Raw genomic sequence first — 15,086 nt, 5'->3', positions numbered from 1 at the left:
GCGAGCGCGAGACAGAGGTCGTAAATTCGACCCCACCCCCGCTCGAAAGGACGAACCGTGACCGTCGACGCCGCTCAAGCGAGTATCGCACTCGCCGCGTTCTTCCTCACCTTCGTCTCCACGATTCTCGGCGGCACGAAGTGGATGATCGTGCGGATGGAGCAGCGCACGGATCGCCGCTTTGTCGACTCGGAAGAGCGCTGGGAAGCGAGGTTCGCTCGATCCGAGAGCCGCCTCATCGCGAGATTCGAGCAGGTCGATAAGAGGTTCGACCAGGTCGATAAGCGGTTCGAGCAGGTCGATAAGAGGTTCGAGCAGGTCGATAAGAGGTTCGACCAGGTCGATAAGCGGTTCGAGCAGGTCGACCACCATCTCATCGACCTCGACGAGAAGGTGAGAGCTGTGGACGATTCCCTGACAGAAGTCAAAATCGCTGTCGCCCGGCTCGAGGGCCCTCACCCGCCGTTCCTCATCGCGCGCGGCTGACCCACGCGGGAACGACGGATGCCGAGGCCCTGAGGCCCCGGCATCCGGTGAGTTTCGTCGCGCTTACGACTTGCGTGCGACGCGATTCTCGGCGCTGACCATCCACGACAGCTGCTCGAGGCGCTCGAGGATCCCGTGCAGGATGTCGGCACTCGTGGGGTCTTCCTCGTCGACGGCATCGTGCACGTCGCGGACCGTGCCGACGGTGGCGTCGAGGCGCTCGGTGATGAGGTCGACGACCTCGGCGGTGTCGACCTCACCCTGCGGGAACTCCGGCAGGGTCGTGGTCTCGGCGATCGTGTCGCTGCGGCCGTCGGGGAGAGCGTGCAGCGAACGCATGCGCTCGGCGACCGTGTCGCTGAACTCGCGCGCGGCTTCGATGATCTCGTCGAGCTGGAGGTGCGTATCGCGGAAGTTCTTACCGACGACGTTCCAGTGCGCCTGCTTGCCCTGGATCGACAGCTCGATCAGGTCGATCAGCACGGCCTGCAGTGCGTCGGTGAGCTTCTCGGACGCCTGGAAGCCCTTCTCGGCGTTCTGCTCTTCGGTGGTTTCGGGGCCGCTGCCGCCGCGAGCCGGGCGACGGCGGTTCTTGGCGGGGGAATCCTTGGTGGTGGAAGACATGCGCGTTCCTTTCACTCGCGGTCGATGACGAGGTTAGGCCGCCGGGTGCGTGAGAGGCCGGGGGTTGCGGGGGTCGCGGCGTCGCGGTAGCGCTGTGCCCGTAGCCGCTTGCGTCGGGAACGACAACCCCGCCCCGCCGATGCCGGGACCTTTCTAGCGTGGAACCGTGCCCACGACATCACCTTCGCCGTCCCGGCCGCTCCGCGACTATGCCGCCATCGGCGACGGACGAACGGTCGCCCTCATCGGGCTCGACGGGGCGGTCGACTGGTTGCCGTTGCCGAACCTTCATTCGCGCCCCGTGTTCGCGCGGCTCGTTGACGAGTCGGCCGGGGGATGCATCGAACTGGCGCCGGTCCAGGACTTCGAGGTGTCGCGCCGCTACATCGCGCACACCAACGTGCTCGAGACCACGTTCACCACCGCCACGGGTACCGCGACGGTCACCGATGCGATGGTGACGGGCATCGCCGGGCGACTGCCGTGGGCCGAGCTGGCGCGCCGGGTCGACGGCATCCGGGGCGAGGTGGAGTTCGCGTGGCGCGTGCAGCCCGGGACGATGCTGCGGTCGGCCGCGCCGTGGACCGAGCGGGTCGACGGCTTCACGGTCATGCGGGTCGGGGCGGTCTCGCTCGCGGTGGTCGGCCACGAGCACGGCATGCGCGGGGAGCCGGATGCCGGGGACGAGAGCATCGACGGCGGCTTCACCACCGCCGAGGGGTCGCGCCACCTACTGGTGCTCGCCGCGACCGAGGGGGAGCCCTTGCGCATCCCGAACGCGAAGAACGTCGACCGGGGCATCGACCGCACGATCCGCGGGTGGTCCGCGTGGTCGGACGAATTCTCGTACGACGGGCCGTGGGCCGACGACGTGCAGCGCAGCGCGCTCGCCCTGAAGCTTCTTCTTTTCAGTCCCACCGGCGCGATCGCTGCCGCGGCCACCACCTCCCTCCCCGAGAACCCGCGGGGTGGCAAGAATTGGGACTACCGCTTCGCGTGGGTGCGCGATCTCGCCTACACCGCACACGCGTGGGTCGGCTTCGGGCTGCGGGAGGAGACGCACGCGGCGATCTCGTGGCTGCTGCGCACCATCCGTGAGAACGGCCCCGAGGTGCAGGTGATGTACACCCTCGAGGGCGGTGCCGATGTGGGCGTCGAGAAGCACGACGTGCCCGGGTGGAACGGCAACCAGCCCGTCGTGACCGGCAACCCCGCGCAAGGACAACTCCAGCTCGGCGTGTACGGCGACCTCATCTCGATCTGCCGCACCTACGTCGAGGCGGGCAATCGCCTCGACACCCAGACCGGGCGGCTCCTCGCCGACGTCGCCGACCGCACGTGCGACCTGTGGCGCCGCACGGATTCGGGCATGTGGGAGCTGCCCGAACTCGCGCATTACACGTCGTCGAAGATGGGCTGCTGGAAAGCCCTCGACGACGCGCAGTGGCTCGCCGAGGACGGCCACATCCCCGACAACGGAGACCGCTGGCGCGCGGAGCGCGACCGCATCCACGCGTGGGTCGAGGAGCACTGCTGGTCGGACTCGCTCGAGGCGTACACGCTGCGCCCGGGTACCGACGACCTCGACGCCTCGGTGCTCCTGCACGCTCCCACCGGCTTCGACCGGGGCGAGCGCATGTCGAAGACCGTGGATGCCATCACCGAGCGTCTCGGAACCTCGAACCACCTGGTCTATCGGTACACCGGCATGGACCAGGAAGAGCACACCTTCGTCGCGTGCGCGTTCTGGCGCGCGACGGCGCTCGCGTGCGTCGGCCGCCACGCTGAGGCGATCGAGGCGATGGACGCGCTCATCGCCCAGGCCAACGACGTCGGAATCTACTCCGAGATGATCGCCGAAGACGGCGGGGCCTTCTGGGGCAACCTCCCGCAGGCCCTCAGCCACCTCGCCCTCATCAACGCCGCTCTGGTGATCCGCGAGGTCGTGGACGCCGCCGAGCTCGAAAACCACTGAACCGCGCCGGGACGGCCTTCGTCCCGGCATCCCCCCTGAAAGGACTCGCCATGACCACGCAATACACCTTCACCGACCCCGCGAAGCTCTACGCCGACATCGAGCCGTCGAAGCAGCACCAGCCCGAGCCCGGTCTCGATGCCGAGCTCACCCCGAAGGCCGCGCTGGGGGAGGACACCTACGTCGGCAGCGGTCGCCTCGAGGGGCGGAAGGCGCTCATCACGGGCGCCGATTCGGGCATCGGCGCGGCCACCGCGATCGCCTTCGCCCGCGAGGGCGCCTCGGTGGCGATGTCGTACCTGCCCGAGGAGAAGGAGGATGCCGACCGCATCGCCGGCATCCTGCGCGAGGCCGGCGCGACCGTCGCGCAGATGCCCGGCGACCTGCGCGACCCCGAGTACTGCCGTTCGCTCGTCGCGCAGGCGGTCGAGGAGCTCGGCGGGATCGACATCCTGGTCAACAACGGCGGGAAGCAGCGTTTCAACGAAGACCTGACCACGCTGACCGACGAGCAGTTCGACGACACCTTCAAGACCAACGTGTACGCGATGTTCTGGATCACCAAGGCGGCGCTGCCGCACCTCCCGGCCGGCTCCGCGATCATCAACACTACGTCGATCCAGGCGTACTCGCCCTCGGCAATCCTCGTGGACTACGCCTCGACGAAGTCGACCATCAACGCGTTCACGAAGGCGCTCGGCCAGCAGCTGGCGCCGAAGGGCATCCGCGTGAACGCGGTGGCCCCCGGCCCCATCTGGACGCCGCTGCAGGTGTCGGACGGCCAGCCCCAGGAGAAGGTCGCCCAGTTCGGTGAGGACACCCCGCTCGGCCGCATGGGCCAGCCCGCCGAGCTCGCCCCGGCGTACGTCTACCTCGCGTCGGCCGAGTCGAGCTACGTCATCGGCGAGACGCTGAACGTCAACGGCGGCATGCCCACTCCGTAAGCGCCCGTCGCGACCGGTCGGGCAGCGCCCCGACCGGTCACGAAAACCGGGGATGCCACGAGAACAGGCCGATTCCGTCGGCGGGAATCGGCCTGTTCTCGGCTCACGGCCTGCTTTCGCGACGCGGCGTGCCCGGCCGCGGTCACCGGCCCGCGTCAGGCCAGGGGCTTGCGGTAGAAGATCTCGCCGCCGTCGGTGGTCTCGCTGCGGTGGTAGCCCTCGCGCTCGTAGAGGCGCTGGTTGGCGTCGCTCAGAGGGCCCGTGAATAGTTCCGCCTCGCGGGCCCCGGCGGTGCGCCCGCGCTCCTCGACGGCGGCCAGTAACCGGGACCCGATCCCGCCGCCCTGCTGGTCGGGAGCGATGGCGATCCGCCCGATCAGCAGCAGGTCGCCGTCGATCCGCGCCCGGACAGCCCCGACGACGCGATCACCGTCGACCGCGACGCAGCCGAGGTTCTCAACGAGTTCTGCTTCCACTTCTTCGAGTGTCTGGGTCAGCGCGGGCATGTCGGGGTCGCCGTAGATGAGTGCTTCGCTCGCGAACGCGGCGCGCTGGATCGTGAGCACCTGACCGGCGTCGTCGGTGCGGATGTCACGGATCACGGGGTGGCTCAGCGATCCCGGTCGGTGTACTCACCCGGGTCGGTGAGGTCTTCGCGGGACTCATCACCGGTGGGCAGCTCCACGTCGGTGTACGCGCCCGCTTCGTCGGAGCGCGGACGTGACTCGGTCCCGTCGGCACGCTGGGTGTCGACATACTCGCCCGGCTCGTCGGTGTCGATGCCCGCTTCGCTGCCGTCGGGCAGCTGCACCTCGGTGTACTCGCCCTCGTCGGGTCCGGTGCCGTGGCCGGTAGTCTCGCGATCGCCCATGATGCGCCCTTTCGGTGTGGTGGTGGTTTCGACCCTAGACCCGTCGCTTTGCGCGCATCGAGTGCTTGACACGCGATGGCGCTCCTCCCCACCCGGTGCGGCGTCCGCGCCCGGTGGAGGGCGTGTGCTCGGGCGCGGGGCCCGCCGGGCACCTGACACAATGGAGGCCATGCGACGACAGGGACGGGGAACGCGCGTCGCGCGCGGTGCCGTCGGCGCGGCGATCGCGACCTTCGTCGCCCTGCTCTCGCACGTCACCGCCGGGGGAGCGATGCCGGGCTGGGTGGGCATCGCCGTGCCCCTCGCGCTCTCTTTCGTCGTCTGCACCGCCCTCGTGGGGCGCCGGCCGTCGTTCTGGCGGCTCGCGCCGGCCGTGGGGCTCAGCCAGGTGCTCTTCCACACGCTCTTCGTGCTGGGCGGGTACGACGCCCCCGCCGGCCACGTGCACGGTGCCGCCACCCCGCTCCTGTCCGCCGCGGCAGACCCGGTCGTCGGGGTGGATGCCACGATGTGGGGCTGGCACCTCGCCGCCGCCGCGGCGACCACCCTCGCGCTGCACCGCGGAGAACGCACTCTCGCGCTCGTGCGCTCCCTCGCCGACCTCCTCCTCCTGTGGTTGCGGGCCCGCGTCGCGATCATCGCGACCGGCACCGGACCCGTGCCGCGCCGTCGTGTCTTCCCCGCTGTCGCCGCCGCCGTGGCGCCGCGTTCGCTCCTCCTCGTGACCTCGGCCCGGCGCCGGGGCCCGCCGCTGTTCGCACGCTGACGCCCGCACTGTCGCTCTCGCGCTGACGGGGCGCCGCCGCCGTGCCGCGCCGCTGATGACCGGCCGCGCCCGCCGGCAGAGATTCCTGTCCCCTCGGGACAGTCCCGTTCATCGGGGCCCCGCCGCACCCGTGTGCGCGCCGGCCCGGCGCTCGCGCTCGTCGCGACCGCCCGGATCCGGCTCGCTGCGGCCGGGCCCTCGGCGTCGGCGTCGGCGTCACCCTCGGGTGACACGGTCGCCGACGACCGATCGACGGATGCTGCGGCATCCGAGAAGAGGTTCCTTCCATGCATCGCCTCCGCGTCGTCGCGGCGGGGATCGTCGTGGCCGCCGTCGCCGTTCTGGCGTCGGTCGTCCCGGCATCCGCCCACGACGATCTGATCTCCAGCTCACCCTCCGCCGGTGAGCGCCTTCCCTCCGCGCCCGATGAGATCGCCCTGAGCTTCTCGGCCGACGTGCTCGACGTCGGTACCGAGGTGATCGTCGCCGACGGCGAGGGCACCGACTGGGTGGCGGCCGACCCGGTCGTGGCATCCGGGGTCGTCACCGTTCCGCTCCAGGGGGGCCTGCCCGTCGCGGGGTACGAAGTGCGCTGGCGCGTCGTCTCCGGCGACGGCCACCCCATCTCGGGCGTCATCCCGTTCACCGTCGGTGACGCCGCACCGCTCGAGCGGGTCGCGGTCTCGACCGCGGCTCCCGTCGACGCGGCTCCGGCGTCCGACGCCGTCGCGGGCCTTCCGCGCGTCGTCGTCGTCGGTGCCGCCGGGGCGGGCCTCGCGCTCGCCGCGTTCGCCGTCATCTTCTTCCTCCGCCGTCGCGCCGGGCGCGACGCACAGTCCTGAAAGGCCCGTCATGTCCACTCGCACCACCTCCGTCCTGCGCTTCGGCGCGCTCGCCCTCGCCGCCACCCTCGCCCTGTCCGGCTGCGCCGGAGCGGCGTCTCCCGAACCCGCGACCCCCGCGGCCGAGGCGTTCTCGACCAGCGACGTCTGGGTCAAGGCCGCCGACTCCGGCATGAGCGCCGGGTTCGGTGAGCTCCGCAACGACGGTGATTCCGAGCTCACCGTCGTGTCGGCGACGAGTCCCGCGACGTCGTCGATGCAGCTGCACGAGACCGTGCAGAACGAATCCGGCCAGATGGTCATGCGACAGATCGAGGGCGGCTTCGTCATCCCCGCGCACGGGTCGATCACGCTCGAACCGGGCGGCAGCCACCTGATGTTCATGGACGTCACCTCCCCTCTTCGCGCCGGCGACGAGACCACCCTCACCCTGACGTTCTCGGACGACTCCACCGCCGAGATCACCGCACCCGTGAAGGAGTTCGCCGGCGCGAACGAGAACTACGAGGACGACGGGCACGACGGGGGCGACATGGCGCACTCGGAGTCGGATCACTGATGGCCCGACGCGATCGACCCACCTCGGACGGTCGCGGCGCCAGCCGGCGGCAGTTCCTCCTCGGAGGGGCTGTCGCCGGCGCGGGTGCCGTTGCCGCGATCGGCATCGACGCGGCCATGTCGGCCGGAGCGACGGATGCCACGGCCTCGCCGCCGCTCAACGGCGACGTGATCGTGCCGTTCTACGGCGCTCACCAGGCCGGGATCGACACCGACGCCCAGGCCCACGTCTCGCTCGTCGCGCTCGACCTGCGTCCCGACACCGATCGTGAGGCCCTCCGCCGCCTCATGCGCACGCTCACCGACGACGCCGCACGACTGACGCGCGGGGAGAGCGCGCTCGCCGATACGGAGCCGGAGTTGGCGACCTCACCCGCACGCCTCACGGTGACCTTCGGTTTCGGTCCGCAGGTCGTCGCGCGGGCCGGGGCACCGGCTCCCGCGTGGCTCCGGCCGCTGCCCGCGTTCGCGATCGACCGGCTCCGCCCGGAGTACGGCGACGGCGACCTGCTGCTGCAGATCGCGGCCGACGACCCCGTCACCGTCGCGCACGCCACCCGCATGCTGCTGAAGGACGCGCGGGCCTTCGCTGCGCCCCGCTGGGTGCAGCAGGGGTTCCGTCGCGCCCACGGGACCGAGCGGCCCGGGACGACGATGCGCAACCTTCTCGGCCAGGTCGACGGCACGGCCAACCCCGTGCCCGGGACCACCGGGTTCGACGAGATCGTGTGGGCGCACGAGGGGTGGCTGGCCGGGGGCACGGGGGCGGTGGTCCGTCGCATCGCGATGGATCTCGACAAGTGGGACCGGCTCGACCGTCCGGGCCGAGATCAGGCCCTCGGGCGCACACAGGCCACCGGTGCGCCGCTGACCGGCACCGACGAGTTCGACGAGCCCGACTTCGCCGCGAAGGACGCCGTCGGGTTCCCCGTCATCCCGGAGTTCTCGCACGTGCGGCGCGCACGCCCCGACGACCCCGCGCAGCGCATCTTCCGTCGCGGGTACAACTACGACGACTCGCCGCCGGCGGGCACGGTCTCGGACGCGGGACTGCTGTTCGTGTCGTTCCAGGCCGACATCGACCGGCAGTTCGTCCCCCTCCAGCGTCGGCTCGACGAGCTCGACCTGCTCAACCAGTGGACGACCCCGATCGGGTCGGCCGTGTTCGCCCTCCCGCCCGGTTGTGCCGAGGGCGGCTTCATCGGAGAAGGAATCCTGTCATGACCCTCACCCACCCGGGCGTCGGCCCCACGGCCGACGAAACGCCCGCGCGCGCGAGGGGGAGGCGAGGCTGGTTCACCGCGCTCCTGCGGCGGCTGCACTTCTTCGCGGGCGTGCTCGTCGGCCCGTTCATCCTCGTCGCGGCCCTCAGCGGCGCGCTGTACGCGATCACCCCGACGCTGGATCGCATCGTCTACGCCGACGAGCTCACCGCCACCTCGAACGCGGCTCCGCTGCCGTTGGCCGATCAGATCGTCGCCGCCGAGCGATACGTCGGGGGCGACGCGACCCCGGTCGCGGTGCGTCCGGCGCCCGAGGTCGGCGCTACGACGCGCGTGATGTTCGCCGACCCGTCGCTCGGGGCGAGCGAAACGCGGGCGATCTTCGTCGATCCCGGCTCCGCCGAGATCCGGGGCGATCTCCCCGCCTACGGCACGAGCGGCGCCCTGCCCGTGCGCACGTGGGTGAGCGATCTGCACCGGACCCTCCACCTCGGCGAACCCGGCCGGTGGTACAGCGAGCTCGCGGCATCCTGGCTCGGGATCGTGGCGCTCGCCGGACTCGGGCTCTGGATCGGGAGGATGCGGCGCAGTCGGCGCGGCCGTGCCGATCTCGTGCGCCCGAACCGGAAGCACACCGGCTACCGCGGGCTCTTCGGCTGGCACGCCTCGATCGGCGTGTGGGTCGTGCTCGGAGCGGTGTTCCTGTCGGCCACGGGCATCACGTGGTCGGCCTTCGCCGGGGCCCACGTCGCGGACCTCCGCGCCGCGGTCGGCGGGGGGACGCCGTCGCTGACCACGACCCTCGACGGCGACGCTCCCGTCGGCGGAGAGCACTCCCATCACGGCGGAGCCGCGGCGGCCCCGACCGGCGCGGCGAACCCCGCGACCTTCGACGCCGTGCTCGCCATCGCGCAGCGCATCAACGTCACCACCGGGCAGGTCGAGATCAGGCCCCCCGCCGCGCCCGGTCGGGCGTGGGTGGTGCAGGAGATCCAGCGCAGCTTCCCGACCGAGGTGGATGCCGTCGCAATCGACGGGTCCACGATGCAGGTGACCGACCGTGTCGACTTCGCGGAGTTCCCCCTCCTGGCGAAGCTCTCGCGCTGGGGGATCGACATCCACATGGGGTCGATGTTCGGTCTGGCGAACCAGCTCGTACTGTTCGTGCTCGCCCTCGGGATCACCGCGCTCGTCGTGCTCGGATACGCGATGTGGTGGGCCCGCCGTCCGACGCGCGGCTTCGCGGTTGCCCCCGCCCGCGGCGCCCTGCGCGATGCGCCGTGGTGGGGGATCGTCCTCGTCGTCACCGGAGCGGTGGGACTGGGGCTGCTGCTGCCGTTCGTCGGGTACACCCTCGCGGCGTTCGTCGTGCTCGACGTCGCCCTCGGGCTGGCGCAGCGACGGAGGGTGCCGAACGGCTGAGAGGCCCGGTCAGTCGTCGTCGGGGTCGGGGAGGCTCTGGGCGATCTTGCTCGACTCCGCCGAGTCGCGTCCGACGCCCGGCTGGTAGTGGGCGATCGCCGAGTCGCCCGTCACGTGCGCCTCGCCCCCGGCGTTCGTCTCGCCTTCGGGGTGCGGCTCGGTCTCGTGTTCGTGATGGCGCGAGGTCGAGCCGCTTTCGCCGCGTGCGTCGTCGGTACCCCGCTCCATGTCGCCGTCGGAGGCACGCGTGCCGACGCCCGGGATGTCGTTCTGGCTCGAAACGTTCTGCACGCGCGCGTCGTCGTCGGTGTCGATCTCGGTGGCCGAGACCGCTCCGGAGTCGGCGCCGGCACCGCCGGCGGGCACGTCGGCCGCGTGGCCCTCGGCATCCGAGACGGTGTGCGCGTGGTCGGCTCCGGGCCGGTCTTCTGCGGGGGTGTTCACGGTGGTGGTCCTTCCGGTGGGGTGTGAGGTCACGCTAGAGGGCGCGCCCGCGAGCGGGAACGGGGTTGACGCGCGGCCCCCGTGTCGAGGGGGGTGGATAGGCTCGATCCGACTCCCGAAAGGAACCGCAATGCAGCAGCGTCCCCTCTCCCGCACCGGCCGCGAGGTCTCGGCGATCGGTCTCGGCACCTGGCAGCTCGGCCCCGACTGGGGCGGTGTCAGCGAAGACGAGGCGATGCAGGTCTTGGCCGCGTCGGTCGACGCCGGGGTCACCCTCTTAGACACCGCCGACGTCTACGGCGATGGGCGCTCCGAAGAGCTCATCGGCGCCTTCCTCCAGAAGACGGATGCCACGGGCCTCACGGTCGCCACCAAGATGGGCCGTCGCGCCGACCAGGTGCCCGAGAACTACACGATGGAGAACTTCCGCGCGTGGACCGACCGGTCGCGCCGTCTGCTCACCCAGGACACCCTCGACCTCGTCCAGTTGCACTGCCCGCCGTCGGCGGTCATCGACGACGACGCCACCTACGACGCGCTCGATCAGCTCGTGGCGGAGGGTGTGATCGCCGCGTACGGCGTCTCGGTCGAGACGATGGACCAGGCCCTGTCGGCCCTGCGGCGCCCGAACCTGACCAACCTCCAGATCATCTTCAACCCGTTCCGTCTGAAGCCTCTCGATGAGGTGCTGCCGGCGGCCGCGGAGAAGGGCGTCGCGGTCTTCGCTCGTGTTCCGCTCGCGAGCGGCCTGCTGTCGGGGAAATACACCGCCGACACCACCTTCGACAAAGACGACCACCGCACGTACAACCGCAACGGCGAGGCGTTCGACAAGGGTGAGACGTTCTCGGGCGTGCCGTTCGCCGAGGGCGTCGCCGCCGCCGATGAGCTGAAGGCCGCGCTGCCGGAGGGCGTGACGCTGCCGGCTGCGACGCTGGCGTGGAGCGCTTCGCGCGAGGGGGTCACGTCGGTCATCCCCGGCGCCCGTTCCGCGGCGCAGGCATCGGCCAACGCCGCCGCCGCCGATCTGCTCGACGGCGGGCTCGACCTGAACGCCTTCGACGCGCTCGTGCGCGACGTGTACGACCGGCGTTTGCGGGCCGAGATCCACCCGCAGTGGTGAAACACCGAGAGCCGGGCCCGTCCTCGTGGACGGACCCGGCTCTCGGCGTTCGGAGAAACGTCAGCTGACGTCGCCGCGCCAGGCGCCGGACTCGGCACCGCGCGACTCGATGTACTCCTTGAAGTTCTGCAGGTCCTTCTTCACCGTGTGGTCGTCGGCGCCGAAGACGGCGCCGGCCTTCTCGAGCAGGCCCGTGGGCTCCCAATCGATCTGCACGGTGACGCGCGTCTCGTCGTCGGAGAGTCGGTGGAACGTGACGACACCGGCGTGGTTCTCGTCGCCGCCGACGCTGTTCCAGGCGACGCGCTCGTCGGGGTGCTGTTCGGTGATCTCGGCGTCGAACTCGCGCTCGGCACCGGCGATCTTGACCTTCCAGTGCGTCAGGGTCTCGGTCTTCTGGGTGATGGACTCGACGAAGCCCATGAAGTGCGGGAACTCCTCGAACTGCGTCCACTGGTTGTAGGCGACGCGTACGGGAACGTTGACGTCGACGGTTTCGATGACCTGGGCCATGATGTCCTTCTTCCTGTGTGATCCGGGGTTCGGGTCTAGTCTTCGCGCCTCGCGCGGGTCGGGGCCCCGGGGTTGAGAGATCTGCTCGTGTGGCCTATACGCGAGAGCTAGGCCCGCCCGCGCAAGATGAGGTTCCAATACACCCACGGCAACACGTGGCGGTCGGCGATCCACGTCGACCGTCGCTCGCGCGACAGCGAGCGCCAGAAGGGGATCGACGGACGGGGTTTGCCCCACCGGTCGAACTCGGCGAAGACGACCGTGCCCCGCGAGACCGTGAACGGCACGACGCTGTAGCCGTCGTAGCGCGCCGAGGGTGTCCGGCCGGCGAGGGCAGAGCGCAGATTCGTCGTCAGCACCTTCGCTTGCTGACGGATCGCCCCGCCCGAGCGGCGGGTGGCGACGGCGGCCGCATCGCCGAGGGCCCAGATCTCCGGATGCCGACGGTGCTGCAGCGTCTCGGGATCGGTGTCGACGAAGCCGTGCGGATCATCGTCGGCGGCGAGTCCGCTGCCGGCGATCCACTCGGGTGCCCGCTGTGGCGGCACCGCGTGCAGGACGTCGTACGAAAGCGTCTCCTCGTCGGAGCCGTGACCGATCGTGAGCGTGCGGGTCTCGGCATCCACTCGCCTCACCTCGCGGGAGTAGTGCACCTCGACGCCGTAGCGGTCGAGCACGCGGTGCAGCTCGCGATCGATCGACGGCATGCCGAACGGAACGGGGTCGGGGAGCACCAGGATCACGCGGATGTCGTCGAGCACGCCGATCGAGCGCCACCAGTCGCACGCGAGATACATCGGCTTCTGCGCCGCGGCACCGCACGACGCCGGTTCCGGAGGCTGGGTGAATACCACGGTGCCCTGGCGCAGGTCACGCAGCACCGGGGAGGCCTGGGCGGCGAGGGGGAAGTCGTAGTTCGAGATCCCCTCCGGGGTGGCCATGGCCTCGGGGAGACCGGGGATGGACTCCCAATCCATGCGAATTCCGGCGGCGATGACCAACTGGTCGTAGTCGAGGTGCCCGCCCGAGACGAGGTGCACCCGGCGGGCGCGGGGATCGACGGTGAACGCCTCGTCGCGCAGCCATCGCACGCCGGGCGGGGTCACGTCGGCCTGGGGGCGGACGGCGCGGGACGCGCGCGCGGCACCGCCGGCGATGTGCGACTGCAGGGGAGCGTAGACGTGCCGCTCGCGCGGCTCGACGACCGTGATGTCGCCCGTGCGGGCGCGGTGCAGTCGCCCCGCCAGCGAAAGCCCGGCGTTTCCGCCGCCGATGATGACGATGCGGGGAGCCGGTCGGGGGGTGTGGGGCATGGCGGTCCTTCCGTCGCCCCTAGACAACGGCCTCGACCGGCCCGACACCACCGGGTTGACAGGGGATCAGCCGAAGGACTCCGGCAGGGTCGCGTCCTCCGGGGGTTCGGGCACCACGTAGAGGCCGCTGGGTGAGTTGGCCATCGTCATGAGGGCCTCCAGCCAGTGCCGATTGACGGCGGGGGTGCGGCCCCCGTGGAACTTGAACACGATGCTCGCGCGCGGGTGCACCCAGACCGCGGTCCGGCCCCCGCCGGTGCTGAGGTCGTCTTTCCACTGGAAGTAGAACGGCTCCCCGCGCCTGAGCTTGTTGCCCACCACCACCTGCAGGTGCGCCAGGAGACGGTCGTCGAAGTCGGCCCGGACGGTGCCCTCGTAGATGAATTTGCCCACGGCTGATCCTCCTCGTTCTCGATGTCACACTGTGCTCTTGTCGCCGTCCGGTGGTCGCGATCGGAGACGTTCCGCGCACAGACGGAACCGGATGCGATGCGAATCAGAACATTTGGACGATGTGGCTCCGGGGGGAGAGCCGCAGCACCCGGGACATCCTGCCGCGTCGGATCCTCTCCGCCGTCTCGTCGGACGCAGAGCGCGGATGCCGGGCCGCGGAGCGAAAGATCGGCGAGCTACGAGGAGGTGGGCGGAGGTGTCAAGGGGGCGGTCCTGCGTCTCGGTCGACCGTTTGGATGGGAGCACCCGGTTCACCGGCCCCTGCGCGGACGCCGCGCAGACGACGAGAGGATGCCCCATGAGTGACGCTTCGCCCACCCGCGCCGAGACCGAAACGACCGCGCCCGCCGAGGCGGACGGTGTCGCGGGCGTCCAGCCGTTGCGCGACGGGGATACCTCGGTCGAGGTCGATCCCTCCCGGGATCCGGCCCAGGCCGAATGGGATGCCACGACCGCGCTCGACGAGGGCGTTGACCCCGCCGACCTCGATCCCGCCACCGCCACGGGTGCCGACCCTGCCGAGATCCCCGCGGAGGATTCGGACATCCCGCTCGAGGATCTCCACCCCACGGGCACCGGGACCGACTCCCAGGGGCAGGATCCGGGGGTCGTCGAGCTCGGCGACGAGGGTCAGGGCGATCTCGCTCCCGAGGATCTCTGAGTCGACTCCGCGAGGGACTTGCCCCTTCCGGCTAATGGGCGTAGCTTTTGGCTATGGACATTAGCCAAGTGAACGTGGACGGTGGATATCTGGCCGTCGAGGTGCGGGGGAGCGGGCCCCTGGTGGTCTGCTCGCCCGCCATGGGAGATGAACGCGACGCCTTCGGACCCCTCGCCGACCGGCTCGCCGCCGCCGGGTACCGCGTGGCCCTGACCGACCTGCGAGGGCACGGCGACAGCGACACCGGTTTTGCGGAGTACGGCGACCCTGCCACCGCCGCTGACCTGATCGCCGTCATCGAGGCTCTCGGGGGCGGTCCCGCGGTGATCGCGGGGGCGTCATTGAGTGCGGCCGCGGCCATCATCGCCGCCGGCACCCGACCCGACCTCGTGACAGGTCTCGTGTTGCTGGGGCCGTTCGCCCGAAACGGCAACGCGGTGATGGGCGCGCTTCTGCGCGGTCTCCTCGCCCGCCCCTGGGGGCCGACCGTGTGGCGCGGATACTCCGCGTCGCTGTGGCCCGGACTCGGCAAGGACGCGCGGGTTCGAGCGGCGCACCTCTCCCGGCGTCTCGCTCGCCCGGGGCGATGGGCGGCGTTCGTCCGCACGACCCGGGCCGACCACTCCGTCGTCGCCCCCTTCCTGCCGCGCGTGCGGGCGCGCACCCTCGTGGTCATGGGTGCGGCGGATCCCGACTGGAAGGACCCCGCCGCCGAGGCGGAGTGGCTCGCGGGGGAGCTGTCGGCGCAGGTGCTCGTCGTCCCGGGCGTCGGACACGCGCCGATGCTCGAGGCGCCCGACGCCGTTGCCCCGGCCGTGCTGCATTTCCTCGGGGAGGTGCGGAATGCCGCGCGCTGGTCTTGACCCTG

Annotated in this window: 18 protein-coding genes; 11 read left to right on the top strand and 7 right to left on the bottom strand. The window is 70.9% G+C overall.

What is annotated here, in order from left to right; translation table 11 throughout:
- The first annotated feature begins 57 nt into the window (after positions 1–57).
- Positions 58–486: a response regulator gene (locus ACU6WY_RS11225; protein WP_483819732.1), complete on the top strand. Its 429-nt coding sequence runs from the start codon at positions 58–60 to the stop codon at positions 484–486.
- Between the two features lie 63 nt (positions 487–549).
- Here ACU6WY_RS11225 and ACU6WY_RS11220 read toward each other — a convergent pair whose 3' ends face one another.
- Entirely contained in the window at positions 550–1,110 is a 561-nt protein-coding gene (locus tag ACU6WY_RS11220) for a Dps family protein (RefSeq protein ID WP_483819731.1), read from the bottom strand.
- A 166-nt stretch (positions 1,111–1,276) separates the two neighbouring features.
- Here ACU6WY_RS11220 and ACU6WY_RS11215 point away from each other — a divergent pair, with 166 nt between their 5' ends.
- Complete coding sequence (locus ACU6WY_RS11215) at positions 1,277–3,085, top strand: glycoside hydrolase family 15 protein (RefSeq protein ID WP_483819730.1); 1,809 nt, start codon at positions 1,277–1,279, stop codon at positions 3,083–3,085.
- A 50-nt stretch (positions 3,086–3,135) separates the two neighbouring features.
- On the top strand, positions 3,136–4,029 hold the full coding sequence (locus ACU6WY_RS11210) for an SDR family oxidoreductase (RefSeq protein WP_483819729.1): 894 nt from the start codon (positions 3,136–3,138) through the stop codon (positions 4,027–4,029).
- A 155-nt stretch (positions 4,030–4,184) separates the two neighbouring features.
- Here the strand turns inward: ACU6WY_RS11210 and ACU6WY_RS11205 are convergent, their stop codons facing one another.
- Complete coding sequence (locus ACU6WY_RS11205) at positions 4,185–4,643, bottom strand: GNAT family N-acetyltransferase (RefSeq protein ID WP_483821911.1); 459 nt, start codon at positions 4,641–4,643, stop codon at positions 4,185–4,187.
- Positions 4,640–4,900: a hypothetical protein gene (locus ACU6WY_RS11200; protein ID WP_483819728.1), complete on the bottom strand. Its 261-nt coding sequence runs from the start codon at positions 4,898–4,900 to the stop codon at positions 4,640–4,642. The genes ACU6WY_RS11205 and ACU6WY_RS11200 overlap by 4 nt, the downstream gene beginning before the upstream one ends.
- A 169-nt stretch (positions 4,901–5,069) precedes the next feature.
- Here ACU6WY_RS11200 and ACU6WY_RS11195 point away from each other — a divergent pair, with 169 nt between their 5' ends.
- The 5 genes from ACU6WY_RS11195 to ACU6WY_RS11175 all read left to right on the top strand — a co-directional run bounded on the left by ACU6WY_RS11195 (position 5,070) and on the right by ACU6WY_RS11175 (position 9,711).
- A complete protein-coding gene (locus ACU6WY_RS11195) occupies positions 5,070–5,666 on the top strand; it encodes a hypothetical protein (protein ID WP_483819727.1) in 597 nt (198 codons plus the stop codon).
- A 287-nt stretch (positions 5,667–5,953) separates the two neighbouring features.
- A complete protein-coding gene (locus tag ACU6WY_RS11190) occupies positions 5,954–6,508 on the top strand; it encodes a copper resistance CopC family protein (protein ID WP_483819726.1) in 555 nt (184 codons plus the stop codon).
- A gap of 10 nt (positions 6,509–6,518) precedes the next feature.
- Entirely contained in the window at positions 6,519–7,067 is a 549-nt protein-coding gene (locus ACU6WY_RS11185) for a copper chaperone PCu(A)C (RefSeq protein WP_483819725.1), read from the top strand.
- On the top strand, positions 7,067–8,290 hold the full coding sequence (locus tag ACU6WY_RS11180; RefSeq protein WP_483819724.1) for a Dyp-type peroxidase: 1,224 nt from the start codon (positions 7,067–7,069) through the stop codon (positions 8,288–8,290). The genes ACU6WY_RS11185 and ACU6WY_RS11180 overlap by 1 nt, the downstream gene beginning before the upstream one ends.
- Positions 8,287–9,711 (top strand): PepSY-associated TM helix domain-containing protein, encoded by a 1,425-nt coding sequence (locus tag ACU6WY_RS11175; RefSeq protein ID WP_483819723.1) that lies wholly within the window; start codon positions 8,287–8,289, stop codon positions 9,709–9,711. The genes ACU6WY_RS11180 and ACU6WY_RS11175 overlap by 4 nt, the downstream gene beginning before the upstream one ends.
- A 9-nt stretch (positions 9,712–9,720) precedes the next feature.
- On the opposite strand, the gene ACU6WY_RS11170 is transcribed toward ACU6WY_RS11175, so the two are convergent.
- Positions 9,721–10,155 carry a hypothetical protein gene (locus ACU6WY_RS11170; RefSeq protein WP_483819722.1) on the bottom strand — a complete coding sequence of 145 codons (435 nt, stop codon included), beginning with the start codon at positions 10,153–10,155 and terminating at the stop codon, positions 9,721–9,723.
- Positions 10,156–10,285: 130 nt separating this feature from the next.
- Here ACU6WY_RS11170 and ACU6WY_RS11165 point away from each other — a divergent pair, with 130 nt between their 5' ends.
- Entirely contained in the window at positions 10,286–11,278 is a 993-nt protein-coding gene (locus ACU6WY_RS11165; RefSeq protein WP_483819721.1) for an aldo/keto reductase, read from the top strand.
- A gap of 60 nt (positions 11,279–11,338) precedes the next feature.
- On the opposite strand, the gene ACU6WY_RS11160 is transcribed toward ACU6WY_RS11165, so the two are convergent.
- The 3 genes from ACU6WY_RS11160 to ACU6WY_RS11150 all read right to left on the bottom strand — a co-directional run bounded on the left by ACU6WY_RS11160 (position 11,339) and on the right by ACU6WY_RS11150 (position 13,497).
- On the bottom strand, positions 11,339–11,791 hold the full coding sequence (locus ACU6WY_RS11160; RefSeq protein ID WP_483819720.1) for an SRPBCC family protein: 453 nt from the start codon (positions 11,789–11,791) through the stop codon (positions 11,339–11,341).
- A gap of 107 nt (positions 11,792–11,898) precedes the next feature.
- Complete coding sequence (locus ACU6WY_RS11155) at positions 11,899–13,104, bottom strand: NAD(P)/FAD-dependent oxidoreductase (RefSeq protein ID WP_483819719.1); 1,206 nt, start codon at positions 13,102–13,104, stop codon at positions 11,899–11,901.
- Between the two features lie 66 nt (positions 13,105–13,170).
- Entirely contained in the window at positions 13,171–13,497 is a 327-nt protein-coding gene (locus tag ACU6WY_RS11150; RefSeq protein ID WP_483819718.1) for a DUF7882 family protein, read from the bottom strand.
- 358 nt (positions 13,498–13,855) lie between these two features.
- Between ACU6WY_RS11150 and ACU6WY_RS11145 the strand changes: the two genes are divergently transcribed.
- Positions 13,856–14,218, top strand: coding sequence for a sugar ABC transporter ATPase (locus ACU6WY_RS11145; RefSeq protein WP_483819717.1), 363 nt, complete (start codon positions 13,856–13,858; stop codon positions 14,216–14,218).
- Between the two features lie 74 nt (positions 14,219–14,292).
- Complete coding sequence (locus ACU6WY_RS11140) at positions 14,293–15,081, top strand: alpha/beta fold hydrolase (RefSeq protein WP_483819716.1); 789 nt, start codon at positions 14,293–14,295, stop codon at positions 15,079–15,081.
- Positions 15,082–15,086 lie beyond the last annotated feature (5 nt).

The sequence above is a fragment of the Microbacterium sp. ZW3a genome (genome assembly GCF_057167165.1).
The sequence above is the reverse complement of the archived record's forward strand: the minus strand, read 5'-3'. Positions and strand labels throughout refer to the sequence as shown.